Annotated in this window: 27 protein-coding genes and 1 tRNA gene; 16 read left to right on the top strand and 12 right to left on the bottom strand. The window is 64.6% G+C overall.

What is annotated here, in order from left to right; all coding sequences use genetic code 11:
- Positions 1-31: 31 nt before the first annotated feature.
- The 4 genes from AC1C2Q_RS06000 to AC1C2Q_RS05985 form a co-directional block, all read right to left on the bottom strand.
- Positions 32-919: a carbohydrate ABC transporter permease gene (locus AC1C2Q_RS06000; protein ID WP_495430168.1), complete on the bottom strand. Its 888-nt coding sequence runs from the start codon at positions 917-919 to the stop codon at positions 32-34.
- On the bottom strand, positions 913-1,839 hold the full coding sequence (locus AC1C2Q_RS05995) for a carbohydrate ABC transporter permease (RefSeq protein ID WP_495449368.1): 927 nt from the start codon (positions 1,837-1,839) through the stop codon (positions 913-915). Before AC1C2Q_RS05995 ends, AC1C2Q_RS06000 begins: the two co-directional genes overlap by 7 nt.
- Positions 1,840-1,928: 89 nt before the next feature.
- Positions 1,929-3,254: an ABC transporter substrate-binding protein gene (locus AC1C2Q_RS05990; RefSeq protein WP_495430166.1), complete on the bottom strand. Its 1,326-nt coding sequence runs from the start codon at positions 3,252-3,254 to the stop codon at positions 1,929-1,931.
- A 205-nt stretch (positions 3,255-3,459) separates the two neighbouring features.
- Positions 3,460-4,503, bottom strand: a complete 1,044-nt coding sequence (locus AC1C2Q_RS05985; RefSeq protein WP_495449367.1) for a zinc-dependent alcohol dehydrogenase family protein — start codon at positions 4,501-4,503, stop codon at positions 3,460-3,462.
- Positions 4,504-4,566: 63 nt separating this feature from the next.
- Between AC1C2Q_RS05985 and AC1C2Q_RS05980 the strand changes: the two genes are divergently transcribed.
- From AC1C2Q_RS05980 to AC1C2Q_RS05965, 4 genes are all read left to right on the top strand, one after another.
- Positions 4,567-6,195: a sodium-dependent transporter gene (locus tag AC1C2Q_RS05980; protein WP_495449366.1), complete on the top strand. Its 1,629-nt coding sequence runs from the start codon at positions 4,567-4,569 to the stop codon at positions 6,193-6,195.
- Complete coding sequence (locus AC1C2Q_RS05975; RefSeq protein WP_495430163.1) at positions 6,192-6,326, top strand: methionine/alanine import family NSS transporter small subunit; 135 nt, start codon at positions 6,192-6,194, stop codon at positions 6,324-6,326. Before AC1C2Q_RS05980 ends, AC1C2Q_RS05975 begins: the two co-directional genes overlap by 4 nt.
- 69 nt (positions 6,327-6,395) lie before the next feature.
- Positions 6,396-8,072, top strand: a complete 1,677-nt coding sequence (locus AC1C2Q_RS05970) for a CocE/NonD family hydrolase (RefSeq protein WP_495449365.1) — start codon at positions 6,396-6,398, stop codon at positions 8,070-8,072.
- 65 nt (positions 8,073-8,137) lie between these two features.
- Entirely contained in the window at positions 8,138-8,704 is a 567-nt protein-coding gene (locus tag AC1C2Q_RS05965) for an NADPH-dependent FMN reductase (protein WP_495449364.1), read from the top strand.
- A gap of 33 nt (positions 8,705-8,737) precedes the next feature.
- Here AC1C2Q_RS05965 and AC1C2Q_RS05960 read toward each other — a convergent pair whose 3' ends face one another.
- Positions 8,738-9,250, bottom strand: a complete 513-nt coding sequence (locus tag AC1C2Q_RS05960; RefSeq protein WP_495449363.1) for a CinA family protein — start codon at positions 9,248-9,250, stop codon at positions 8,738-8,740.
- A 13-nt stretch (positions 9,251-9,263) separates the two neighbouring features.
- On the bottom strand, positions 9,264-9,686 hold the full coding sequence (locus AC1C2Q_RS05955; protein WP_495430159.1) for a CBS domain-containing protein: 423 nt from the start codon (positions 9,684-9,686) through the stop codon (positions 9,264-9,266).
- A 173-nt stretch (positions 9,687-9,859) separates the two neighbouring features.
- Here AC1C2Q_RS05955 and AC1C2Q_RS05950 point away from each other — a divergent pair, with 173 nt between their 5' ends.
- Positions 9,860-10,006, top strand: coding sequence for a DUF6766 family protein (locus AC1C2Q_RS05950; protein ID WP_495449362.1), 147 nt, complete (start codon positions 9,860-9,862; stop codon positions 10,004-10,006).
- A 7-nt stretch (positions 10,007-10,013) separates the two neighbouring features.
- Here the strand turns inward: AC1C2Q_RS05950 and AC1C2Q_RS05945 are convergent, their stop codons facing one another.
- Positions 10,014-10,505 (bottom strand): hypothetical protein, encoded by a 492-nt coding sequence (locus tag AC1C2Q_RS05945; protein ID WP_495449361.1) that lies wholly within the window; start codon positions 10,503-10,505, stop codon positions 10,014-10,016.
- A 108-nt stretch (positions 10,506-10,613) separates the two neighbouring features.
- Complete coding sequence (locus AC1C2Q_RS05940) at positions 10,614-10,949, bottom strand: DUF7882 family protein (protein WP_495449360.1); 336 nt, start codon at positions 10,947-10,949, stop codon at positions 10,614-10,616.
- Between the two features lie 27 nt (positions 10,950-10,976).
- Here AC1C2Q_RS05940 and AC1C2Q_RS05935 point away from each other — a divergent pair, with 27 nt between their 5' ends.
- The gene (locus AC1C2Q_RS05935) at positions 10,977-12,230 is read left to right on the top strand and encodes an FAD-binding protein (RefSeq protein WP_495449359.1); all 1,254 of its coding nucleotides are present in this window, start codon (positions 10,977-10,979) and stop codon (positions 12,228-12,230) included.
- 17 nt (positions 12,231-12,247) lie between these two features.
- Here AC1C2Q_RS05935 and helR read toward each other — a convergent pair whose 3' ends face one another.
- On the bottom strand, positions 12,248-14,386 hold the full coding sequence (gene helR / locus AC1C2Q_RS05930; protein ID WP_495449358.1) for an RNA polymerase recycling motor ATPase HelR: 2,139 nt from the start codon (positions 14,384-14,386) through the stop codon (positions 12,248-12,250).
- 126 nt (positions 14,387-14,512) lie between these two features.
- Here helR and AC1C2Q_RS05925 point away from each other — a divergent pair, with 126 nt between their 5' ends.
- From AC1C2Q_RS05925 to AC1C2Q_RS05890, 8 genes are all read left to right on the top strand, one after another.
- On the top strand, positions 14,513-14,851 hold the full coding sequence (locus AC1C2Q_RS05925) for a DUF6804 family protein (RefSeq protein WP_495449357.1): 339 nt from the start codon (positions 14,513-14,515) through the stop codon (positions 14,849-14,851).
- A 51-nt stretch (positions 14,852-14,902) separates the two neighbouring features.
- On the top strand, positions 14,903-15,079 hold the full coding sequence (locus tag AC1C2Q_RS05920; RefSeq protein ID WP_495449356.1) for a hypothetical protein: 177 nt from the start codon (positions 14,903-14,905) through the stop codon (positions 15,077-15,079).
- Positions 15,080-15,126: 47 nt separating this feature from the next.
- Positions 15,127-16,422 carry a cysteine desulfurase gene (locus tag AC1C2Q_RS05915; protein ID WP_495449355.1) on the top strand — a complete coding sequence of 432 codons (1,296 nt, stop codon included), beginning with the start codon at positions 15,127-15,129 and terminating at the stop codon, positions 16,420-16,422.
- A complete protein-coding gene (gene sufU / locus AC1C2Q_RS05910) occupies positions 16,419-16,862 on the top strand; it encodes a Fe-S cluster assembly sulfur transfer protein SufU (RefSeq protein WP_495430150.1) in 444 nt (147 codons plus the stop codon). The genes AC1C2Q_RS05915 and sufU overlap by 4 nt, the downstream gene beginning before the upstream one ends.
- 99 nt (positions 16,863-16,961) lie before the next feature.
- Positions 16,962-17,834, top strand: coding sequence for a sulfurtransferase (locus tag AC1C2Q_RS05905; RefSeq protein WP_495449354.1), 873 nt, complete (start codon positions 16,962-16,964; stop codon positions 17,832-17,834).
- An 82-nt stretch (positions 17,835-17,916) separates the two neighbouring features.
- Positions 17,917-18,585, top strand: a complete 669-nt coding sequence (locus tag AC1C2Q_RS05900; protein WP_495449353.1) for a GntR family transcriptional regulator — start codon at positions 17,917-17,919, stop codon at positions 18,583-18,585.
- Positions 18,586-18,627: 42 nt separating this feature from the next.
- The gene (locus AC1C2Q_RS05895) at positions 18,628-18,873 is read left to right on the top strand and encodes a hypothetical protein (protein WP_495430147.1); all 246 of its coding nucleotides are present in this window, start codon (positions 18,628-18,630) and stop codon (positions 18,871-18,873) included.
- Positions 18,870-19,742, top strand: coding sequence for a hypothetical protein (locus AC1C2Q_RS05890; protein ID WP_495449352.1), 873 nt, complete (start codon positions 18,870-18,872; stop codon positions 19,740-19,742). Before AC1C2Q_RS05895 ends, AC1C2Q_RS05890 begins: the two co-directional genes overlap by 4 nt.
- A 6-nt stretch (positions 19,743-19,748) precedes the next feature.
- Here AC1C2Q_RS05890 and AC1C2Q_RS05885 read toward each other — a convergent pair whose 3' ends face one another.
- Positions 19,749-20,585 carry an SDR family NAD(P)-dependent oxidoreductase gene (locus AC1C2Q_RS05885; RefSeq protein WP_495449351.1) on the bottom strand — a complete coding sequence of 279 codons (837 nt, stop codon included), beginning with the start codon at positions 20,583-20,585 and terminating at the stop codon, positions 19,749-19,751.
- 127 nt (positions 20,586-20,712) lie between these two features.
- On the opposite strand from AC1C2Q_RS05885, the gene AC1C2Q_RS05880 reads away from it, so the two are divergent.
- The gene (locus tag AC1C2Q_RS05880; protein ID WP_495430144.1) at positions 20,713-21,273 is read left to right on the top strand and encodes an asparagine synthase; all 561 of its coding nucleotides are present in this window, start codon (positions 20,713-20,715) and stop codon (positions 21,271-21,273) included.
- Positions 21,274-21,348: 75 nt separating this feature from the next.
- Positions 21,349-21,421: transfer RNA gene (locus AC1C2Q_RS05875), tRNA-Arg, on the top strand.
- On the opposite strand, the gene AC1C2Q_RS05870 is transcribed toward AC1C2Q_RS05875, so the two are convergent.
- The gene (locus AC1C2Q_RS05870) at positions 21,387-22,157 is read right to left on the bottom strand and encodes an HAD family hydrolase (protein ID WP_495449350.1); all 771 of its coding nucleotides are present in this window, start codon (positions 22,155-22,157) and stop codon (positions 21,387-21,389) included. The two genes, AC1C2Q_RS05875 and AC1C2Q_RS05870, sit on opposite strands and share 35 nt — an antisense overlap.
- A 63-nt stretch (positions 22,158-22,220) precedes the next feature.
- Positions 22,221-24,431 carry a DUF4073 domain-containing protein gene (locus AC1C2Q_RS05865; protein WP_495449349.1) on the bottom strand — a complete coding sequence of 737 codons (2,211 nt, stop codon included), beginning with the start codon at positions 24,429-24,431 and terminating at the stop codon, positions 22,221-22,223.
- Between the last annotated feature and the right edge of the window lie 16 nt (positions 24,432-24,447).

Here is a 24,447-nt window from a genome sequence, read left to right as displayed (position 1 = left end):
TCGGACTCATCGTGTAATCGGGGCATACGGCTCAGCCCTTGGTGGCTCCTGCCGTGAGATCGGCCTTCCAGAAACGCTGCAGCGAGACCATCAATACGATCAGCAGGATCACCGAGACAGCTGACCCCGTGACGACCAGGGACGTGAATGCGGGGTCACGCTGGATCTGCGAATTCCAAAGGGTGAGGCCAAGCGTGATGGGGAAGCGCTTCGTGTCACTCAGCATTACCAGTGGAAGCAGGTAGTTGTTCCAGATTGTCACGAACTGGAACAGGAAAATCGTGACGATCGCCGGAGTCATCATTCGCGTTGCGATGGCACCGAAGATGCGCAGATCGCCGGCGCCGTCGATGCGGGCTGCCTCGATGATCTCGTCGGGGACGGAGCCGCTCGCGTGGATGCGGGCGAGATAAACGCCGAACGGGCTCACCATGCTGGGAAGCAGCACGCTCCAATATGACCCTGTGAGCTGGACGGAGTTCAACAGGAAGTACAGCGGCAGGGCGATGACGGTCGCTGGAACCAGTACTCCACCGAGGATCGTCCAGAACAGCGCCTCCTTGCCCCGGAACGCGTATTTCGCAAAGGCATACCCCGCGGCGGTTGCAATGACCGTCGCGACGAGGGCGCCGCCGCCCGAGTAGAGGACACTGTTGAGGATCCAGATGGAGAAAGCGCCGCCATCCTGCGTAAACAGGTTGACGAGGTTCTGCCAGGCCTGGGGCGTATCGGAGAACCACAGCCCAAACGTCGAGTAGAGCTGGCTCGGTGATTTTGTCGCCGCGATCAGCACCCAGACGATGGGCAGCAGAAAGTAGATTGCGGCGACCACAAGCGCGGCGTTCACGAGGATTGCGCCTGCCGTGCCGCCTGGACGAGGCAGCGATCGGCGGCGGGAGTGCGATTCGGTGGTTACCATGCGCGGTTCCCCTTCCGGTTCACGATACGGATGAACAGGGCCGAGAAAGCGAAGGCGAGGAGCGCCACGATGACGGCCATCGCCGCGGCGAGGTTGGGGTTCCCCTGTGAGAAGGCCTGGTTGTATGCGGCGAGGTTCGGAGTGAAGTCAGAGCTGATCGCAGTGGTGAGTGGTCGCAGGACGAGTGGTTCGACGAACAACTGCAACGTGCCGATGATTGTGAACAGCGTGATGAGCACGACAGAGGGCCGGATGAGGGGGAGCTTGATGTGCCAGATCATGTGCCATTCGCTTGCGCCGTCCAGGCGGGCAGCCTCGTAGAGTTCGGATGGAATGGCATCGAGCGCGGCGATCAGGATGAGCATGTTGTAGCCCGCGAAACCCCAGAGCGCGATGTTCGCGATCGCGAACAGCACCGCATCGCTCGAGAGCGGGTTCACATCGATGCCGAAGTTTGACAGCACTTGCAGTACCGGGCTGGTTGCAGGCACATAGAGGAACCCCCACAGGAGCGCAGCGATCACCCCAGGAACCCCGTACGGCATGAAGTACGTGACGCGGAAGATCCGAGGAAAGCGCGCAGCGCCTGCACCGAGGAGTAGGGCAAGCGCGAGTGCTGTGACCACCATGAGGGGGACTTCGATCGCCGAGAAAGCAACCAGGCGGCCGAGGCTTGCAAGGAATGACGGGGTCGACAGTGCGCTGATGTAGTTGTCGAGGAAGACGAATTCGCGAGTTGGCACGGTCAGACCGAGGCCGCTCGACTTCTGGGCGAAGAGACTCTCGACGATCGCGTACACGATCGGAGCGATGAAGAACGCCACGAACATGATCATGAATGGCAGAAGCAGGATCCACAGAGCTGCGGGTGGACGCCGCCGGCGTGTTTGTTGGGTGGCTGGGGCGGCTATGGCCGACACGTTAACTCCTCGGTGTTGCTGAGCGGATGCCTCGGAGGATCCGCAGTTCGGATCGGGGTGAGTCGGAGGTTCGACCCACCCCGATGTCGTCAATCGGCGACGGAGATGCCCTTGTCCTTCATTGCGGCGACGAAGTCCTTCTGCGTCTGTACGAAAGCGTCCGAAAGCGGAGTGCCCTGTTCGACGCTGGACTTGACGTTGTCGGTCAGGCTGGCGAAAAGCGTCTGAGACAGCGGCGGCCAGACCCAATCCGAGTCCACCGACGCATCGGAGGTAGCAAAGACCTCCCAGATATTCTGGCCACCGTAGAAGGCGAAGACCTCAGGATCGTCCTTCAAGCTGTCGACAGCGGCGAGGTCGGTGATTGCCGGCCAACCGGCGCCGATGCTTGTGAGGGTGCTGACGCTCTCGGGGTCGCTGTTCAGCCATAGCGCGAACTCGGCAGCGGCTTCTGGGTGCTTTGAGCCCTTCAATACGACGTTCGCGGAGCCGCCGGCCCACGTTGCAGAGACATTCTCGCCGGCGTTCCACTGCGGAACGGTGGACACTGCCCAAGAACCAGCAGTGTCGGGCGCAGTGCCGCGGACGATCGCATCGGCCCAGGAGCCAGAGATCCAGGTGACGACGTTGCCGTTCTGGATATCTGCGTTCCACTCGCTGGACATATCGGCCTCAATCTTGACGAGATCCTCGTCGATGAGCTTCTGCCAGTAGTCGGCTACTTTCAATGTCGCCTCGTCATCGATCGCGATACCCCAGGCATCGCCTTCGGGGCTGAACCACTTGCCGCCGCCCTGCTGCGAGAGACCGATCAACCACGGGGCCTGGTTGAACGCGAACGCCGCGATGTAGCGGTTGGGATCAGATGCGCGGATTACCTTCGCGGCCTCGTAGTACTCATCCCAGGTGGATGGAGCCTCGAGACCGAGCTCATCGAAGATATCTTGGCGATAGAACTGACCGAGCGGTCCTGATGCCTGGGGGATCGAGTACACGCGGTCGTCGAAGACGCCCGTCTGCCACTGCCAGTCGGTGAAGAGGTCTGCGGAGTCGCTGACGTAGTCGGTGATGTCTTCGACCGCACCGTTGACAAGGAACTCGGGGATCGCGTCGTAACCAACCTGCGCGACATCAGCGGGATTGCCCGCCTGCACGGCCGAGAACATCTTCGCGTAGCCGCCGTCGGGGCCAGCTGTGATGGTCTCGAGGGTGACGTGAATATCGTCGTGCGCTTCATTGAACGCATCGACGGCGCGGTCGATGTTCGGAACCCAGGACTGGAATGTGAGTTCGACCGGACCTTCAGCGGTGCCGCTGCTGGCCCCAGCGCCGCAGGCGGTGAGGGCGAGTGCGGCCGCGAGAGTGCCGGCCGCGGTGGCCGATACGCGAGTGCCACGGCGGTGACGTTGCGACATGGTGAATGCTCCTTTGCAAGCGGGGTTTAGTGATGGTGCGGATGCGACCCTACGCGTGGTCCACACGGTTGAGCCATGGGCGATCTGGACGCCCGGCCTGGACATTTCGATGATGATCCAGAGAAGAACGCCCCGAAGGCGTCGGCACCAAAACGCGCACGTGGCGCGAAGCCAGGAGTCTGGATAACCGGCGACGTCATCGTCGCTATGGACGAGCGACCACGATCCCCGGCGTCAACGCAGCCGAGTCCATCGCCATGAGCGCCTCTGCGGCGCCGTGCAGATCAGTGAGACTGCCAATCAGCGCATCCGGGTTCAGGCGACCGTCTTCGATCATTGCCATCATCGCCGGGTAGTCGGATGCCGGCATCCCGTGTGAACCCATGACCGACAGCTCCCAGGCGATCACTCGGTCCCAGGGGAGCGCGGCGTTCGCGGCAGCACCGAGCATGAGCCCCACCTGCACATGCCGTCCGCGTCGCCGGAGACTTCGAACCGCCGCGTTCGCCGTCGCAGGAGAACCCAGCGCATCGATGGTCGCGTGCGCGCCGCCGCCGGTCGCACGCACGACAGCATCGACGGGATCGGCGGCCTGCTCTGCGGTGGCCTGCACCACCTCTGCGGCTCCGAGTCGCCGCGCCTGATCGAGTGCGGCTTCCGACACGTCGATCGCGGTGACGCGGGCACCGAGTGCGACGGCGATTGTGATCGCAGAAAGGCCGACGCCGCCGCATCCGAACACGGCGACCTCATCGCCGGGGCCGACCTGCGCGTGAACGGTCACGGCCCGGAACGCGGTAGCAAATCGGCACCCAAGAGCGGCCGCCGTTGTGAAGTCGAGCGCCGCCGGCAGCGCGACCAGGTTCAGATCGGCGGCGTGCACGACGACGTACTCGGCGAATGAGCCCGCGTGTGTGAAGCCAGGCTGTGTCTGGTTCGGGCATACGTGTGTGTCACCGCGTCGACACGTGTCGCAGTCGCCGCAGCCGTTGACGAACGGCGCAGTGACGCGGTCTCCGACGTGCCAGTTCTTTACCTGGCGCCCGATTTCGGCGATGGTGCCCGCGAACTCGTGGCCAGGGATATGTGGCAACGACACAGGGTCGTGCCCGCGCCAGGCGTGCCAATCGGAACGGCACACCCCCGTCGCGCCGACACGGATCACTACGCCGTTCGGCGGGCACTCGGGAGCGGGGACTTCGACGACGCGTGGTGTCGCACCGATCGCATCGAACATGACTGCCTGCATTCGTCCAGTATCGGGGCGAATTGGTTCCTGACAGAACTTCCCGTCTCGGGTAATGTCACCAGCATGGCGACCGCATCGACGCAGACCCAAAAACGCGAGGCCTTCGGCTCGCGCAACGTCTTCATCCTCTCGGCCATCGGCTCTGCCGTCGGCCTCGGAAACATCTGGCGCTTTCCGTACGTCGCGTACGAGGGCGGCGGTGGGGCGTTCCTGATCCCATACCTGTGCGCGCTGTTGACCGCAGGCATTCCGCTGCTGTTCTTCGACTACGCGATCGGCCACCGGTTCCGCGGCTCGGCGCCGCTGGCCTTCCGGCGCATGCACCGTGCTGCCGAACCGCTCGGGTGGTGGCAGGTGCTGATCTGCGTCGTCATCTCGGTCTACTACGCCGTCATCATCGCCTGGGCAGCGATGTACACCTGGTTCTCGGCACAGCTCACCTGGGGTCCTGGCAACGAAAACGACTTCTTCTTCACCGACTTCCTGCAGATGGCAGATGTCGCAGAGGTCGGAGTCTCTACCGACTTCGTGCCTCAGGTCGGCATCCCGCTGATCGTCGTCTGGCTGGTCGTCATCGTGATCATGGCGCTCGGTGTCAAGCGCGGAATCGGGCGGGCGAACATGATCCTCATGCCGCTGCTCACCGTGATGTTCGCGATCCTCGTCGTTCAGTCGCTGTTCCTCCCCGGCGCCATGGAGGGCCTCAACGCCTTCTTCACTCCGAACTGGGAGGCGCTGGCCAACCCGGCCGTGTGGGCCTCCGCCTACGGGCACATCTTCTTCTCGCTGTCTGTCGCGTTCGGCATCATGGTGACGTACTCCTCGTACCTCAAGCGCAAGACCGACCTCACCGGCTCGGGTCTGGTCGTCGCATTCGCTAACTCTGGGTTCGAGATCCTTGCCGGCATCGGGGTGTTCGCAGCCCTCGGATTCATGGCTCAGGCGCAGGGCACAGATGTGGCAGGAGTCGCGTCTTCCGGCATCGGGCTCGCGTTCATCGCATTCCCGACGATCGTCTCGCAGGCCGCCGGCGGTTCGATCATCGGCGTGCTGTTCTTCGGGGCGCTGGTCTTCGCCGGCATCACCTCGCTCATCTCCATCCTCGAAGTGATCGTCGCAGCCCTTCAGGACAAGCTCGGCTGGGGACGCATCCGCACCACCCTCACCGTGGCGATTCCGCTCGCGGTCATATCGATGGCACTGTTCTCGACGACGACCGCGCTGGCAGTGCTCGACACGGCGGATGCCTTCGTCAACGCCTTCGGCATCATGGCGGTCGCTCTCGTGGCTGTCATCGTTGTGGCGTGGTTGTTGCACAAACTGCCCGCACTGCAAGAGCACCTGAACCGTCGCTCCAGTTTCCGCGTCGGACGCATCTGGCGTCTACTGATCGGCATCCTCGGCCCGATCGTGCTGGGCTACCTGTTCATCAGCGAACTGATCGCGAAGATCTCGAACCCCTACGAGGGCTACCCGATCTGGTTCCTCTCGATCTTCGGCTGGGGCATGGTGATCTCGCTGGTCATCGGAGGCATCCTGCTTTCGCTCGTGCCGTGGCGCGCACGCTCGCACGCGAAGGACGACCCGGACTACGACGAGTTCCTCGACGTAGAAAAATACGACCCCGATCCGGAGACCGACACGATCAGGGTGCCGTCGACGACGGCTCACGCGAAGGGAACGGACGCATGACCGCCACAGCCATCGTCTTCATGATCATCGCCATGATCACGGTCTGGGGTGGACTGATCGCCGCGATCGTGAACCTTGCACGCCACCCCGAGGTGGCTGAGTCGGAGCCTGCTCCGCCCGTCGAGCTCTGACGCACGGCACGGGAGCGGGGGCCTTCGCCGTTACCCTGAGGCTGAGGAACCCGACCGCAAGGAGGCGGAATGACCCTGCGTCAGAAGATCACCCGTGCCATGGATGCCAGAGCTGTCAAAGACATAGCTCTCGGCCCACATGAAATCGAGATCCGCAAGGACGTTCGTGTCCCGATGGATGACGGCGTCGAGTTGCTCGCCGATCTGATTGTGCCGAAAGGCGCCGACGCATCAATGCCCACAATCGTGATGCGCAGTCCGTACGGGCGACGCGGATTGATGGCTGGCAGCGCACGACGCCTGGCCTATGAGGGATGCACGGTGCTCGTGCAGAGCTGTCGGGGCACCTCGGGATCCGAGGGGAAGTTCCACCCACAGGTGGACGAACAGCGCGACGGGATTGCCACTCACCGCTGGGTGCGCCAGCAGCCGTGGTTCACCGGGCGTCTGGCGACATTCGGCCAGAGCTACCTCGGGTACACCCAGTGGGCCGTAGCCGGAAAACTGCAACGCGACGAACCGGAGACCGCACCTGAGGCGCTGGTGCTCCAGGTCACGATGCCCGACTTCGGTGCCATCACCTGGGACAACAACGCATTCTCACTGCGCAATGCGCTGGGGTGGACGCGCATGATGCGCCGCATGCGTAAGGGCGGAATCGGCATGCTGGCAATGTTGCTCCCCGATCGCAAGCTGGAGAAGGGGTTCGCCACCCTTCCGCTGGGGGACGGCGATGTTGTCGCCACCGGGGAACAGGTGGACTGGTATCAGGATTGGGTGCGGCACGAGAAGCTCACTGACGAATACTGGACGCAGCAGTCGCACACGGCATCCGTCGCCGACGTCACTGCTCCGGTGCTCATGGTCACCGGCTGGTACGACATCTTCCTGCCCTGGCAGCTGCGCAATTACGCGCAGCTCGTCGAGGCCGGTAATCCGCCGTTGTTGACCGTCGGGCCGTGGGGCCACACCAGCGCGGGAATGGGAGCGCCGATGCACGATGACACCGTGGCGTTCCTGAAGGATACGTTCGCGGGAGCGCGCTCGGCGCGCACGACTCCCGTGCGCGCCTATCTCACCGGCGCGGATGAATGGCATGATCTGCAGAACTGGCCACCGGTCGGATCCGCCGCGCAGACGTGGCACCTGCACGACGGCGGAAAGCTGTCGACGGATGCCGCGGCAGGCGGTACCACCCGCTATCAATACGACCCGGATGCTCCCACACCCGCGGTGGGCGGGCCGAGCCTCACGCCGGACACGCTGCCCAAGGACAACCGTGCGCACGAAGAGCGGAGCGATGTCGTGGTGTTCAGTGGCGACGCACTAGGGTCGGCCGTGACGCTTGCCGGCACGCCGGTCGCACGTATCCGCTTCCGCGCCTCTCAGCCCTCATACGACGTATTCGTGCGCATCACCGACATCGCCCCCGACGGGCAGGCGCTGACGGTGAGCGACGGCATCCGGCGCATCGGCAGCGCCGGAAGCGCCGCCACCGATCCCGCCCCTGATGCAGACGACTATCGCGAGGTCGAGGTGCCGCTGTGGCCGGTGTTCCATAGGTACGCCGCCGGACATCGCATCGGCGTGCAGGTGAGCTCAGGAGCGCACCCGAGATACGCCCGCAACCCCGGATCAGCGGAACCAGGGTTCACTGCCGTCTCCGCCGGGATCGCCGATCAGGAGATCTCGCACGCGGGACCTCACGCTTCGCGCGTCGAGCTGCCGGTGTGGGGTGTGATCTAGGAGGGCCTATCGCTGGCAGCATCCGCGGCGCACACTGGTCAGGTCAGCCAACGTGAGGAGCAGTCATGTCGTACAAGGTCGGGTACTTCGTCGGAAGCCTGTCGTCCACCTCGATCAACCGCGTGCTGTCGAAGGCGCTGATCAGTGTGGCGCCGGATGATCTTGAGTTCACCGAGATCCCGATCGGTGATTTGCCCCTGTACAGCCCCGACCACGACGCGGACTACCCGGCCGAGGCTCGCGCGCTCAAGGACGCGATCGCGGCCAGCGATGCGGTGCTGTTCGTCACACCCGAGTACAACCGGTCGATCCCCGGTGCGCTGAAGAACGCGATCGATTGGGCCTCACGCCCGTGGGGTCAGAACTCCTTCGATCACATGCCGGCGGCCGTGATCGGAGCATCCATCGGCGTCATCGGCACGGCCGTCGCGCAACAGAGCCTGCGTGCCGTGCTCGCGTTCTGCAACGCCCGTCAGATGACTGCTCCCGAGGCGTACATCCACTTCACAAAAGAAGTTTTCCTGGACGACGGGACGATTACGAAGCCTGACACGGAAGACTTCCTTCGCGCGTACATGGCTGAGTACCGTGAACACATCCAGCGCGTGCTGACGGTGCTGCCGCGGCAGTAGTTCAACGCGGCGATAGTTCAACGCGGAAGTAGTTCAAGATGCGGCGGATGCGCCGACATGCTCCTGCCGATGGAAGTCTTCGGAGCGGGCCACAAGCAAGTGGACCGCTGCGTCCACTGCGTCGGCAAGCACTTGGGTGGGATCGCCCACCAACTGCAGGTGGAGATGTCCGCTGACGTGATCCATCGCCCAGCCCAGATATACCGTTCCTGCACCATGGCCGCCTTCTGGATCCGGTCCGCCGACGCCGGTGGTCGAGATGCAGAGGTCGGCCGCGAACAGATCCAGGCCGCCGCGGGCCAGTTGTTCCGCACAATCCGCGGAACAGGGATCGACGTCCGCTGTGACCCCCAGTAGGTGCTGCTTGACATCGGTCATGTAGGCGACGATGCCGCCGGCGAACCAATCACTGGCATCCTTGCCGGCGCCTACAGCCTGAGCGAGCGCACCAGAGGTGAGCGATTCGACCACCGCGATGCGAAGCCCGCGCGTGCGAGCCAACTGGCTGAGACGGTCGATGTCGTTTCCGGGTTGCTGGGGTATCACGATGTTCTCTCTTCTAGTTTGATCTCTGCGAGATGCTCTCAACCGTGACCCCGGTCACTTCCGGCGCCAGCGCCCGCGCCACATCAGCCTGGCTGACGATTCCGACGAGAAGGTGATCCTCGATCACCGGAAGACGCCGCACCTGGTGCTTTTGCATCCGCGCCAGCGCGACGGTCACATCGTCAGACGCCTCGACGGTCACCGGTTTGCCACCAGCCAGCGCGCGCGACGGTGTGGTTTCCGGATCGAGGCCTTCCGCTACCGCTTTGACCACGATGTCGCGATCGGTGAGCATCCCCTTCAGCTTTCGGTCTTCGCCGCAGATGGGTAGGGCGCCAATATCCAACTCGGCCATCAGAGCTGCGGCGATGCTGAGGGAGTCGTTTTCACCGATGCATCGCGGCGAAGGCGTCATGATTTCGCGTGTGAGCGTCATGGGTTTTCCTCTCCTATTGATTTTGTCGTTGACTCGACGATAAGGTTCCGCCTCGAACGCTCACAGGGGGTTGACACCGGCACACGCGCACGTCGATCCCATCATTTTCTTGTGCGCGGAGCCAGAGGCTGGCGGTATCGAGAATCGGAGGGGCCATGTCGAAAGGAGAACGCGTGGCACGACCAGCCGCCGATCGGGTGGATCGACTGACGTCGTCAGCGCCGATGGTCGCGTTCGCGATCTATCTGCGACAGCGTGGCACCGCTGAATCGAAGCCGGTCGGCGCCCCGCACAACGTTTCGGCGTGGGAGTCGGAATGAGCGGCGATCAACCGTCCTTCACCTCGAACTCTTCGTCAGGAACATCGTCCTCACCCTGACGGTAATCTGGCCGTGCTGGTTGCGGGGCCTGATCATCCAACTCGCCACCTTCTCGTCCGCCGAACGGTCGTCCGTGGTCAGCGAATTCTTCTCGTCCGAAAACGAGTGTCCATGGCCCGGCTGTGAAATGTGCTCCGGTGCGAAGAATCTCTGTCCGCTCGCCAGGTCCGGTTTCTGCGGCGTGCGGGCTGGCGTTCATCTCGCCTTCACCGTGCAAAGTGAGAACGTATTCGTCGCGCTCGTCGTGGACGATCGTCGCGTGCACCGGATCGGTCTCCGTTAACTGAAGCTCATTGCCGTCAGCAGCGCCGATGCGCACGGTGTCCATCGTGAGGTGGAACACTAAGCGGTCGTCGTTGCGCGTGATGCGCAGATGCGGATCGCCAGCACCCCATTCCGCGTGCGTTGTCGTCGGTTGATATCCCTGCGGGTCAGTCATGATTATCTGCCCTTCCATTGGAGCCGCTGTGATCTCACGTTGCGTTGACGATACGCGCTCAGATGGCGGATGCCGAGGGGGTTGACCACATTTCGCCCCTGTGCCAACTCAGGTGCGGCGCGGCGGTTTCCCCGGGGGAGTGCAGAGCATATCTTCGGTGACTATCGTGATTCCGCCGCTGGTATTGGCTGAGTTCGCCATCGCCGTTATCCACTCGGACATGAGTTCGGGAGGCTCAGTCGAATCGAACACGAAACGCAGCGGAATGGAGGGGTGCAGCCAGATCGTCGAACGACCGGGCGCATCGCCCTCCGGATGCTTCCAGGAGAGAGTGAAGCTCTCATTCCGGCGGAGCTTCGTTGCGATCACGACCTTGAGATGCGCGAGCGCACGATCTTCGATGTGGATCGGGTCGGCGGCCCCGCCGTAATAGATCATCCCCATGGACATACGCTACGCCATGATGGACGAATGGCACTGAATAACTGGGCAGGCAACGTCGTCTTCACCCCCGCGGACGTCCTGCGTCCGGCAGACATTCCCGAGGCCCAGCAGCTGATCGCGACAGCAACGAAGATCAGAGCGCTCGGTACCCGCCATTCCTTCAACGACATCGCGGATGCCGCGCAGCTCATATCGCTGAGCGAAATTTCCCTGCCGTTCGAGCTGGACGAGGTCTCGCGCACTGTCACTGTCCCCGGTTCTGCTCCTTACGGCGGCGTCGCCGCTTTCTTGCAGGAGCGCGGCTGGGCGTTGCACAACCTCGGCTCGCTGCCACACATCTCGGTGGCGGGCGCCACCGCCACGGCGACGCACGGCTCCGGCGACGGCAACGGCGTGCTCTCCACTGCCGTGCGCGGCATTGAGCGCATCGGCGCCGATGGCGAACTGAGTTGGGTGCGCGCAGGCGATCCTGACTTCGACGGCAGCATCGTCGCGCTCGGCGCGCTGGGCGTCATCACCCGGATGATTCTCGCGATCGAGCCGACCTACAACATCACGCAGCAGGTATACACCGGAGTCGCCTGGGACACGTTCCTCAACGAATTCGACGAGATCATGAGCGGTGCCTACAGCGTCAGTGGATTGGGCCGCTGGAGCGCCCCGACCCTGTCGACACTGTGGTTCAAGAACCGTAGCGATGGGGCGGATGCTGCGGCGAACCGTTTCGGGGGCGAACGCGTCACGGCCGATGTCCATGCCGTCATCGATGGCGACGCACCTGACGACAACATGACTCCGCTCGGCACCAGTGGAGCGTGGTCGAGCAGGCTCGCCCACTTCCGTTTCGACCGCGCACCCAGCGCCGGAGGCAACGAGATCCAGTCTGAGTTCTTCGTGCCGCGGGCTCAGGCGGTTGACGCGCTGCGTGCCATCCGCCCGCTCGGAGACCGTATCGACCCGCTGCTGCACGTCAGCGAGTTCCGCACGTTCGCTGGCGACGACCTCTGGCTCAGCGGAGGAGAGGGTGGCCCGCGCGTCGCCATCCATTTCACCTGGCATCAGCGCCCGGCCGAGGTCGCCGCGCTCCTCCCTGACATCGAAGCAGCGCTCGCACCGTTCACACCGCGCGCGCACTGGGGCAAGGTCTACAGTCGTGGATTCGATCAGGCAGCGGCATTCAGGCGGCTACCTGATTTCGCAGCACTCGCGGCGCGCGTCGACCCGGATGGCAAGTTCCGCAATGCGCATCTGGACAGAGTGCTCGGGGATGCGCACAGCTGACACTGCGGCGAACTAATTCAGTTCAGCATCACCAGCTCGCGCGTCGAGCGGGTCATCGCCACGTAGAGGTCCACTGCGCCCTCGATGCCATCGCCGAACGCCTCGGGTTCGACGAGCACGACCAGGTCGAATTCCAGCCCCTTCGACAGCTCCGGCGTCAGTGACCGCACACGATCCTTCCCCGCGAAGCTCGAATCCCCGATGACGCAGGCGGTGCCATCGGCGTTCGCGGCGAGCCACGATTCGATGATCGCGTCGCGTTCACGCGGATGCGCGTACCGCACCGGGATGCCGCTCGTACGCACCGAAGTCGGTACGTTCGCATCGGGTAGGACTGCGCGAATCACCGGTTCGGCTTCGGACATGATCTCCTCCGGCGTGCGGTAGTTCACGGTGAGCGCGGCGATGTGCACGTCCTTGAGCCCCGCGTGCTCGAGCCGCTGCTGCCATGACTCGGTGAACCCATGTCTTGCTTGGGCGCGATCGCCGACGATCGTGAAGCTACGCGAAGGACAGCGACTCAACAGCATCCGCCATTCGGCATCGGTCAGCTCCTGCGCTTCGTCGACGATGATGTGCGCGAATGGGCCCGCGAGCAGGTCGCGACTCATCCTCGGCAACGCATCGTCATCATCGAGACTGTTCTGCACGTCCTCTCCGCGCAGCATCGACATGAGCCCCATATCGTCGTCGGACGCCTCCACGAGATAGTCGGCGACGCTCGCCCGGTACTCCCGCTCCTCAGCCTTCGCCCGCTCGCGCTCGCGGCGGGAGCGTGAGGTGTTCGGGTCGCCCACCAGGTGCCTGGCCGCATCAAGAAGGGGCAGGTCGGATGCCGTCCACGCTCCGGCATCCTCGCGCTGCAGCATCCGCACTTCGTTCTCGGTCAACCATGGTGCGCACCTGCGCAGGAATTCTGGATTGCTCCAGAGCGCCGAGACGAGCCCGAGCGGGTCGAGCAGCGGCCATGCACGGTTGAAGGTCTGGGTGAGCGCTTCGTCCTGATCGAGCACTCGACGCAGCTGCGCACGAGAGATCTGCTCCTCGAAGCGGTCGAGCACGATCTCCAGCAACGCGTTCCACACCTCGTCGCGGGCGTCGTTGTGCGCAGCGCCGGGCTCGGCATCGAACGCCTCCTCCCAGTCGCCCGCTCGCACGCGCAGGTCGATCCATGGCGTCTCGACCACCGTGCCTCGCTCGGGTGGGCGCTCGTAGAGACGCACGGCCGACTCCACCGCATCGATGAGCCGCCCGGATGCCTTCAACCGGGCGACGGTCGGATCGGCTTCCCGGGGAGCAGCCGATCCTTCAGGCACGAGGTCGCGCAGCGTGCAGGTCTGCACGCGGTCTTCGCCGAGACTCGGCAACACGTCGTCGACGTAGGCGAGGTAGGGCTGGTGAGGGCCGACGACCAGCACTCCGCCACCGCTGCCGCGTGAGATGCGGCTGTCGGAGTACAGCAGGTACGCGGCACGGTGCAGCGCGACGACCGTCTTTCCCGTTCCTGGCCCGCCGTCCACGACCAGTGTTCCTTCGGACCCTGCGCGAATGATCGCATCCTGATCGGCTTGAATCGTCGCCAGCACATCTCGCATGCGAGGGGAGCGGGAGCTTCCGAGGCTGGCGATGAAGCTCGACTGATCATCGAGCGCGCCGCCATCCGCCAGCGCCTCGGCAGTGAATGCCTCGTCCCAGTAGTCGCTGATGCGTCCGCTCGCCCAGCGGTAGCGACGACGGCTGATCAGCCCCATCGGCTCGGCGTGTGTCGCGCCGAAAAAGGGTTCAGCCGCCGGCGCGCGCCAGTCGACGAGCAGCTGACGCCCGTCTTCACCGGTGAGTCCGAGCCTGCCGATATAAATATGCTCACCGCGGCCTGTGACCATGCGGCCGAGGCACATGTCGATGCCGTACCGACGCAACATTGTGAGTCGGGCGTTCAGCCGATGGATCTCGAGGTCGCGCTCGACGGCAGCGCCGCCGACCCCAGGGGGTGTAGTGAGCGCGCGGTCAAGACGAGCGGATGCCTCGGCAAGGCTGCGGCGGAGGGTCTCTGCGATCGCAGTGAAGTGCTCGTCGTCTGCGGCGATCAAGGTGGGTGCGGCCTTGCCGACGAGCTGCTCTGAGAGGTGGAAAGCGCTGGTGGTGTGCTGAATCACGGTGCTCCGTTCGATCGTGCGGCCGGGCTACTCAGACCGCACGATCGACCAGTATGCGCCCACTAGGGGGCCTTGCCACAAGCCCCCACCTCGCCGGTAAACTGGAAGTGCGGGAAGATGGAAGACATGACTTCCTCCGCCCCGCAGACGCAGCGCAACGCCCTCGCACCCGGCCTGCTCGCGGCGATCGCACTTTTCCTCTCGCCCCTGTTCCCCGAGGGAACCGTCGCGACGGTGATCCTCTACCTCGTCGCGATCCTCGCGGTCATCGTCGCGTGGTTCGCGTTCAAGGCAGGGCAGTGGTGGTGGAGCATCGTGTTCGTCGCCGTCGCGGTGATCTGGAATCCGATCTTTCCGTTCGGGTTCAGCGGTTGGGTGTGGACGGTCGCGCACTTCGTCGCGGCGCTCGCGTTCATCACGGCCGGGGCGCTGGTCAAGAACGAGCGGACCATTCCCGCGGCGTGACCTCGCACAAACCTATGGCGCATCAGCCGGATCCGGCGTAGCGTCCCGAATATGGACGAACGCCGACCCGAGCCCCCTGAGGAAATTCGCCCCGAAAAATCTGCGAGGTCGAAACAGGAGTCTGCGCCGCTGGGTGGTGACGCGACGACCGAGGAACAGCTCGACGCTGACAATGCGGTCGAAGAGGACATGCTGAAGACCCTCAACCCCGACGACGCACCCGCCTGAGCGACTGACCTGGCCCGGGGGGAGCGGCCAGATGAGAAACTTGAAGGATGAGCTCGACCACCCCTGCAGACCTTCCTCTGACGGATGCTGAAATTCTTGGCATCCGCGGAGACTTCCCGATCCTGCAGACCGAGGTGAACGGGCATCCGCTTGTCTATCTCGACTCCGGCGCGACCTCGCAGCGCCCGTTGGCCGTCCTCGATGCGGAACGTGAATTCGCCACCACACTGAACTCCGCGGTGCACCGCGGCGCGCATACCCTCGCCGCCGAGGCGACCGAGGCGTTCGAAGACGCCCGCAGCACGCTCGCGCGCTTCATCGGCGCAGACGACGACGAGATCGTATGGACCTCCAACGCCACCGAGGCGATCAATCTCGTCGCGTACTCGCTTTCTAACGCATCCCTCGGCCGTGGGGGTGTGGCAGCCGAGAGGCTTCGGCTGGGTCCCGGCGACGAGATCGTTACCACCGAGATGGAGCACCACGCCAACCTCATCCCGTGGCAAGAACTCGCGGCGCGCACCGGCGCGACGCTGCGCGTGATCCCGATCGATGACGACGGGGCACTTCGTCTCGACGAAGCCCCGATCAACGAGCGCACCAGGCTCGTCGCCGTCACCCACGTCTCCAACGTGCTCGGTGTGATCAACCCGGTTGAACAGATCATCGCCGCAGCCCACGAGGTCGGCGCCCTCGTGCTGCTCGACGCCTGTCAGTCCGCGCCGCACCTACCGCTCGACGTCCGCGCGCTCGACGTCGACTTCGCCGTCCTTTCAGGACACAAGATGCTCGGTCCCACCGGCATCGGCGCCCTGTACGGACGTCGTGAACTGCTCGAAGTGATGCCGCCGTTCCTCACCGGCGGCTCGATGATCACCACCGTCACGACAACCGAGGCTCAGTACCTGCCGCCGCCACAGCGGTTCGAGGCTGGCACCCAACGGGTATCGCAGGCGATCGCGCTCGCCGCGGCGATCGACTACCTCACAGCCGTCGGGATGCCGCGGATCGCCGCCCACGAAGAGCATCTCGGTCAGCGCCTCGTCGACGGGCTCTCCGCGATCGATGGGGTGCGCGTGCTCGGCGCGGGCATCGATCTGCCGCGGGTGGGGCTGGCGAGCTTCGACATCCCCGGCATCCACTCGCACGATGTCGGACAGTTCCTCGACGACCGCGGGATCGCCGTGCGGGTCGGGCATCACTGCGCGCAACCGCTGCACCGCCGTCTCGGCGTGACCTCGTCGACCCGCGCCAGCACCTACCTCTACTCGACCGAGGCCGAGGTCGACGCCGTCATTGAGGGCGTCGCCGCGACCATCGAATTCTTCGGAGTGCGCTCATGACTTCCAGCGAACTGCAGAACCTGTACCAGGAGTTGATCCTCGATCACTCCCGCACCCCGCACGGTTTCGGCCTCCGCGAGGAGGTGAAGGCGCAGTCGCATCAACTCAACCCCACCTGTGGCGACGAGATCACCCTGCAGGTGCATCCGGCAGCAGACGGCACGATCGAGGCCGTCGCCTGGGAAGGCCACGGCTGTGCGATCTCGCAGGCGTCGGCTTCGCTGTTCGCAGAACTCGTCGAAGGCATGACGGTGCCAGAGATCGAAACGCGCATCAATGCGTTCCGCGAGGCGCTGCGCTCGCGGGGCAAGATCGAGCCCGATGAGGAGTTGCTCGGCGATGCGGCGGCCCTCGGCAGCGTTTCACGTTACGTCGCCAGGGTGAAGTGCGCGATGCTCGCCTGGGTTGCCGCTGAAGACGCGCTGCGCAAGCTGAACTGAGGCGAAGTATGCGGGACTCTCATGTCCCAGCATGACGCTTCGTTAACGTGCGTGTCATCGCCCAGTGACGGCTGAACGCCTGACGCGGATGCTGATGGAATGACTCAACTCGTCAGCGTGGCGCAGCTCCTGCATCTGCAACGCTCCGCAGAGCATCGCACCGGCCCCGCCGTGCGGCTGCTCGATGTGCGCTGGCGACTCGATCGGCCGGAGGGCAGGCCAGAGTACGTGCGGGCGCACCTCCCCGGCGCGGCGTACGTGGATTTGGAGCGCGAGCTCGCGCATCGAGGGCAGCCTGAAGATGGGCGGCATCCACTGCCAGAGCAGTCTGACCTTGAGCGCGCAGCCCGCGACTGGGGTCTCGACGACGGCGACATCGTGGTCGGATATGACGACAACCGGAGTGTGCCGGCAGCCCGACTGTGGTGGCTGCTGCGGCGTTCTGGGGTCGACGCCAGAGTGCTCGATGGTGGCATCCGTGCGTGGGTGGGCGAGGGGCTCCCGGTCGAGGCCGGTGACGTTCGCCCCGCTGTCGGCAATGTCTCGCTCAGTCAGGACCCCACGTCGGACGTGCTGGAGATCGATGAGATCGATGCCTTCATCGAGCACGGGGTGCTGCTGGATGTACGCAGCCCTGAACAGTACAACGGCACGCGTACGGCGAGTACCCCCATTGCGGGCCACATCCCCGGCGCGGTGAATCTGCCCGCAATGGCGACAGTCGGAAGCGATGGCCGTCTGCAGCATCCGGATGCGCTGCGTCGTATTTTCGCCAGCGCCGGTGTGAATGCCGACACCGACGTCGCCGTGTACTGCAGTTCGGGGATCGCAGCGACGCACGCGGCGTTTGCGCTGGAGTATGCGGGAATTCGTGCGCGCGTGTATCCGGGTTCCTGGAGCCAGTGGTCGAACACTCGGGGCAAGCCCGTTGCGGTCGGCATCCTGCCTGCCGGGAGACTGACCACGGTGTGAGTTTTCCCCCAGTCGGTGAGGACCAGAGTGAATGGGATACCAAACCTGGTCAAAACCGCAGATGAATGCGAGAATGCGTCGCATGGGGGAAACATCTGGGGAGCTTGAATCGGCGCGCGTGACGCGCATTTTGCGGGAAGACATCGTATTGGGCAGAAGGATGCCCGGATCGAAGCTCGTTGAACGCGATATCGCCGCCGAACTCAATGTCTCCCGACTGCCGGTGCGCGAGGCGATCCGCGCGCTCGGAGCTGAAGGGATCGTCATCGCCCGCCCTCGCACCTGGGCTGTCGTGCGCGAGTTCACGTTTAACGACATCCAGGACTTCGCCGAGGTGCGCGAGTCCATCGAGACACTGCTGTTCGTATACGCGACAGAGCGGCACGACGAGCAGGGCCTCGCGGGCTTGAGGCAGCTGTTGGAGCGGGAGGAGCGCGCAGCAAACGCAGGCGATGTGTGCGAGTCTCGCGCCGTCGCCGGTGCATTCCACGAGTACATGGCAGTGCTGGCAGGAAATGACATGCTCACTGAGCTGGTCGAGGTCTTCGCCACACGACTGAAGTGGGTATTCGGTGCGCACCATGATCTGGTGGCAATGGCGGCGGAACACCGGGGGCTGTTTGAGGCGATCGCGTCGCGTGACGTCGAACTGGTGAAGCTGTTGGTGTCTCGGCATTTGGCTGCGGGGCGAAGGGACGCTGAACAGCGCTTCGCAAAAGCGGCGTCACTGACTGCATCGTCGAACGGCTAGATTTGTGAGCGCGGAGGGGGACTCCGATCACTGGGAATATGCATGCGAATTGTCGCACTGACGCTGGGCGGCCTTCTGCTTCTGAGCGGGGCCGTAATTGTCGTACTCGCCGATCAGGAACGTGAAGCGACACTGGAACAGACCAGACAGAGCGTCGTCGTGTTGGAGCAGAGGCTGGAAAGCGCGCGCGAGCTGAACCTGACGCATGCCGAGACGCTGACAACCCTGCGTTCGGCAATTGCTGAGCAGCAGGCGCAGCTGGCCGATTCTGATGGGTTCCTGAAGTGACGTTTCGGCGGGCAGTTGCGATCATCATGAGCCTCATGCTGATCGGCGGAGGGGCCGTGACCGCCAAGGCTCAGGCACTAGACAATCAGAGGGCAGACCTCATCGCTCAGGCCGGGGGCCTGCAGGCGCAGATCGGCACAACAACCGCTCGAGGCGGTTACATCGAGTCACTCATCGCGTATAACGAGGACGAGAAAGCTGATCTGGAAGCGGTGCTGGCAGTGCGGCCTGACTTCGTCGCTGAAATCGCAGCGCTTAGTGGTGTGCTGGAGAAGGCCGAGGGAAAGCTCGACACGGCTTCGCATCGCGCGGCGGCGATCGCTACACAAGACGCGGTGCTCGCCGAGCGTGACGATCCCGCAGTCGTGACGAATGCGGCGGCGACGATCCACGCGCTCACTGCAAAGGTGAACGACGAACTCGGCACGTGGGAGGCGGCTCAACGAAACGTTCCAGTCGCCGCGGGGCCGCTGTGGTCGAGTAGTGGACCGGACGGATACGCCAGGGTGCGTGCCGCGCTTGATCGCGTCGGGGGCGGCGGAGTCGGCCTCTACGAGTCAGCATCGTGCGCAGGAGGATCCGCGCCCGCGTGCGCGAACAGTGACGGCTACATCAAGTACCGCGCGGACGTGGCCGGTTGGAGCGATTCTCGCCTCAACTGGGCCATGGCGCACGAGCTCGGCCACATCTACCAGTTTCAGGTGTGGGGATCGCTGAACTCCTCATCGGCCTATCACTCGCTGTTCGGCGGGGATCCTGAGTTCCTCGCGAACTGCATGGCGCTCGTGCGCGGTTACCCGGGATCGGTGGGATGCGACGGCGATCAGCAGGTCTGGGCCTCGGCGATCTGGGTGGGCTCGGTGCGCTGACGGCTGTTAGCTCACCGGCGTCGTCGTATCAGTCGCCTGCCGCAGCGCCCCGCGCATTGCACGCCAGTAGCCGGTCGGTGACAGCCGCACCAGCACGTCGATGAGGCGCGCTTCACGCCCGACCATTGTGCGGGCTTTGCGTCGCTCGATGGACCGGATGATGTGTGCCGCAGCATCTGCCGGTTCGGTGTGGTACATCGATGCCTGGGCTGACGCTGCGCGCGCGGCGACGGCGGGATCGATGGCCGCGGCGTAGCGGCCATGCAGGATGATGCCAGTGCGCACGCCGGCCGGATATACCGCACCGACGCTCACCGTGCTGCCCTCCAACTCGTGCCGCAGAGCTTCGGAGAAGCCGCGCACGGCGAATTTGCTCATCGCATAGGGGATGCGTCCGGCGGGGGCCGCGAGCGCGTAGACGCTGGCGAGGTGGGTGATGTGTGCTGCGGGCGCCGCGTGCAGCGCAGGCAGTAGCGCTTTCGTGATCGAGACCGTGCCCCACAGGTTCACGTCGACGAGCCAGCGCATCTCCTCCATGGTGAGCTGCTCGAGGCTGCCGAGCATCGAGGAGCCGGCACATGTGATGAGGGCGTTGATCTGCGGATGCGCGGCGATGATGGCTGTGGCGGACTCGGACACGGCGTCGTCATCACGTAGGTCGACGATATGAGTCGTGACTGTGCCTGGCAGCTCGGAGGCCAAGGAGGCCAGAGCCGCGGCGTTGTGGTCGAGCAGAGCGAGATGTGCGCCAGCATGGGAAAGCTGGCGTGCGATCTCCGCGCCCATGCCGCTGGCGGCGCCGGTGATCACGGTGGTGTGTCCGGCCAGGGTGAGCTGTGGCATCCAATCCTCCTCCTGGCGCATCAGATATGCGCCGTTCGCGTCGTTGCAGGCGGGGAGAACCTGTTGTCTTCTATTCTGGCTGACACTGAGGTCGGTGGGTAACGGTACGATTTGAAAGGAGGTTGTGGTGGGACGAACTGCGGATGCTATCGCCGAGGGCGTCGCCATTGCCACGGCCGCGGCCCGACTAGCGGTGAAGAACCAGATCCTCGTCGGCACGATCGCCAAGGGCGGAGTGTTCGACGCCGCCCAGTACCTCGAAGTCGCGCGCGAAGCGCTGAATGCGATGGCGACGGAAGCCGAGCAGGCAGCCGAGATGGTGACCACACTGCGACGGCGTGCGCGGGGCCGGCACTCCGATCCGTCGGGTACTCACGACTACCGTGACCGTGATGTGCGCAACCTCCGCCGCCGCGCCAAGCAGTCGGCCGGCGTCGCCGCTCGGCTGAGGGCGATGTCGGAAGACCCCGAGAAGTTGGGCGCGCTCGTGGAGGATGCGCGGGAGGCCGCCTGGGGTGAAGTGCGAGGCAATCTCGATCGTCGACTGCACGTTGAGGGCATGCGTCCAGACCAAGATCCCGAGTACGAGGTCATGCGCGAGGCGCGGATGCAGGCGCTTCGCCTCGTAGATCTGCAGGCGCTGTCGTCGGAACAGCGTGCAAAGCGCAAGCGCGAAGCGACGGGTTGACGCCCGGTTTCGCGTTCGGGCCCTCCGTCATGTATTCTTTGTGAGGCCCGTTCCACTGGAACAGGCCGAAAAAATGCGCCCGTAGCTCAATGGATAGAGCATCTGACTACGGATCAGAAGGTTAGGGGTTCGAGTCCCTTCGGGCGCACATAATGTGAAACCCCCGTCGCGAAAGCGGCGGGGGTTTTGTCGTCCCCGCTGCCCGCTGCAGGGCGCAGAGGCAGGCGGAGATCCTGCGCGCCGCGCCCTCTCAGCGTCGGCCAGAGCACGTCGGCGCTGTCATCGGCGAGCGGCAAATGATGCGGCACGCCGACCGTCACCACACCGGCGGCACGCGCGGCGGCAAGGCCGACCGGAGAGTCTTCGATCGCGATGCAATCCGCGGGATCGACCCCCAGCAGCTCGGCGGCGCGAAGATAAGCGTCAGGGAACGGCTTGCCCCGCGACACATCGTCACCGGTGACGATCGTGTCGAACAACCCGGAGGGGAGGGCGCTGAGGATCTCTTCCGCGTAGCGGCGGTATGACATCGTGACCAGCGCGAGCCGCACATTGGCAGCTTTGAGATCACTCAGAAGGCTCCGCGCGCCTGGACGCCATTCGATTCCCTCGGCGCGGGTGCACTCCAACGCCAGATCGAGCCAGCGCTCGACGATTGACTCAGGTGACCCCGACGCTCCGAGTTCGCGGATTACACGCGCGCCATCGGGCAGCGCGAGTCCGATCAGCCCGTCGAGCGAACGCTGAGGTGCGACGATGTCCTCCGCCGCCAGCATCCGCTCGGCCGCGGTGATCCAGTGGCCTTCGGTGTCGACGATGGTGCCGTCCATGTCCCACAGGACTGCGGCGGGCAGGCGACGGGCGTGTGTACGGGGGTAAAGCATTCGAACTCCTGTGGTGGTACGGCAGTGCCCCGCCCTCGGGAAGGGCGGGGCACGGTGGGAATGTCAGTCGATGCGGATCGGCTCGGATTCGTTGGTCGCCGGAGCGAGTCCCTGAACCGTGCCGGTTACCTGGACCGTGATGTCCTGGCCCTTCCACTTGCCGACCAGGTGGAACCGCTCGGTCGTGGCGCCGTCGATCGGCTCGCCGTCGGCCAGCCACTGGTAGGAGAACTCTGTGCCATCGGTCCAGTCGCCCTCTTCGACCGTGAGCTTCGCACCCGGCTTGATGCCGAGGTGGTGCGTGGAGACGATCTTCGGAGTGCCAGCCACGATGCCTTCCACGGTCGCGCTCGCGACGAGCGGGTTGGGGATCACAGCCTCGCGCAGCCACGTGTCGCCCGCGAAGTCATAAGCCTTCACCACGACCCGGTCGCCATAGGCTTCGAGCGTGAGTCCCTGGTTGATGTCGCGCGTCACGATCTCGTCGATGCCGGCGGTGTTCTCTCCGCGTGCATCCCATTCCACGTGCATCGCGATGGTGTTCACGGCCCAGAACCCGTCGGCGTGCCCATCTGCGGTACGGCGCTGCACGGCCCAGTCGCCGAGCTCGGCGGGGTAGTGCGTGTGCCCCGAGAACACGATGGCGTTCGGGTAGTTGCCGAGGATGCTGGTGAGCCGATCATTCATCTGGTGGTGACCGTGGTACCAGGGGATCCACGACGCGGAGACCGTGTCGCCGAGCGGGAAGTGCGTCATCACGACGACCTGCTTGTCGAGCGCGGTCCAGTGCGCGAGACGCTCCTCGAGGAACTCCACCTGAGCATCACTCATGGCGACGTCCGTGGGGCTGGCGAACTCCTGGCCAAGAACGATCACGGGCAGGTCACCGGAAGGCCCTTCGATCACATACTCGTCCCACACTCGGTCGCGCTCCGCGAAGGTGAGGAATCGGTTGGTGTTCGCACCAAAACCACCATCGGCGTAGCGCTCGTGGTTGCCCATCGACGCGACGGTCTGACGTGGGCGGATGTCGGCCGTGGCATCCATCACATCGTAGATTTCGTCCCAGTCCGCGTCTGAACCGCTGTTCACGATGTCGCCGACCATCAGCATGCCGTCGGCCCCTGGCAGGAGCGCTGCATAGTCGCCGAGAGCGTGCTGCAGATCCTGCGGGTGGCCCTGGATATCACTCATCACCCAGGCGCTGGTGGGGTCGCCGGTCGGAGCGGCAAGCGACTCGTGCACGGCGACAGAGTCGATCGCCCAGTATCGAGCGTCGGCGCCGCCGGACAGGTTCCAGGTGAAGACGGCATTCTCGGCTCCAGCCGGAACATCCACAGTGACATCCTGTGCGTAGTTCAGCTGACGCGCGTCGTAGCCGTCGGCGACGGACGCCGAGTCGAGCCGCAGGATCTCGGTCGATTCCCCGCCGTCGAAGCTCACCCCGACGGTGCCGGACTGTCCCGCAGCGCCGCGATAGTGGCTGTCGAAGGTGAGGCGCACCGCACCCAGGCCCTCGACAGAGATGGGAGCGCCGGTGAGGGTCGTGTTGAACGGCAGGTCCCCGAACTGCTGCGCGTCGGCCACAACGATCGTGTCGTGCGCACGGCCGAAGCGCTTGCGCATCTCGTCGACCTCGTCGGTCCATTCGTCGCGACTGGTGAACTGCCAGCCGCGGTAGTCGTCCGTGCCCTGGTCGGTCATGGCCTCATCGAAGCTCACGCTCCACTGGTCGGCCCCGTCAGTGCCGAAGGCCTCACGTGCGATGACCTCGTCGGTGTCGTTGTCCGTGACGATCGGATCGATCTCGACGGCGGCGTTCGCGTCTCCCGGCATAGGACGGTCCGGATCACCGGCGATCGTCACGGATACGGGGCCATCCAGCACGCCGTATCCATCCTGCGCGAGCAGATAGATTTCCCAGACGCCGGCGTGGAGTCCGGAGAAGGTCACCGTGCCTGACTCGGCTGCTGTGTACGCCCACTGAGTCGATGCGGTGGAGCCGGGCTTGACGCCCTTCGGGTAGACACCGATCCAGTTCGTGGCGTGAGGCACATCGGTCGTCCAGGAGAGGACCACCGGGGCGCCTTCGAGAAGGTCGACACCTTCGGCTGTCAAGGTCGATCCGGCCTGAGCGTCGACAGCGGAGGGGACAGTGAGGCCGAAACTGTCGGCGGCGACTGCGGGGACGGCGGGAGCGGCGATGAGGCCGATCGTCGTGGCAACGACGATCGCGCGCCGCAGATGCGGGCGGGAGCGTTTGAGGGGAGGCATCGTGATCCTTTCGGAG

Source organism: Microbacterium sp. Y356, from assembly GCF_059445355.1.
The sequence above is the reverse complement of the archived record's forward strand: the minus strand, read 5'-3'. Positions and strand labels throughout refer to the sequence as shown.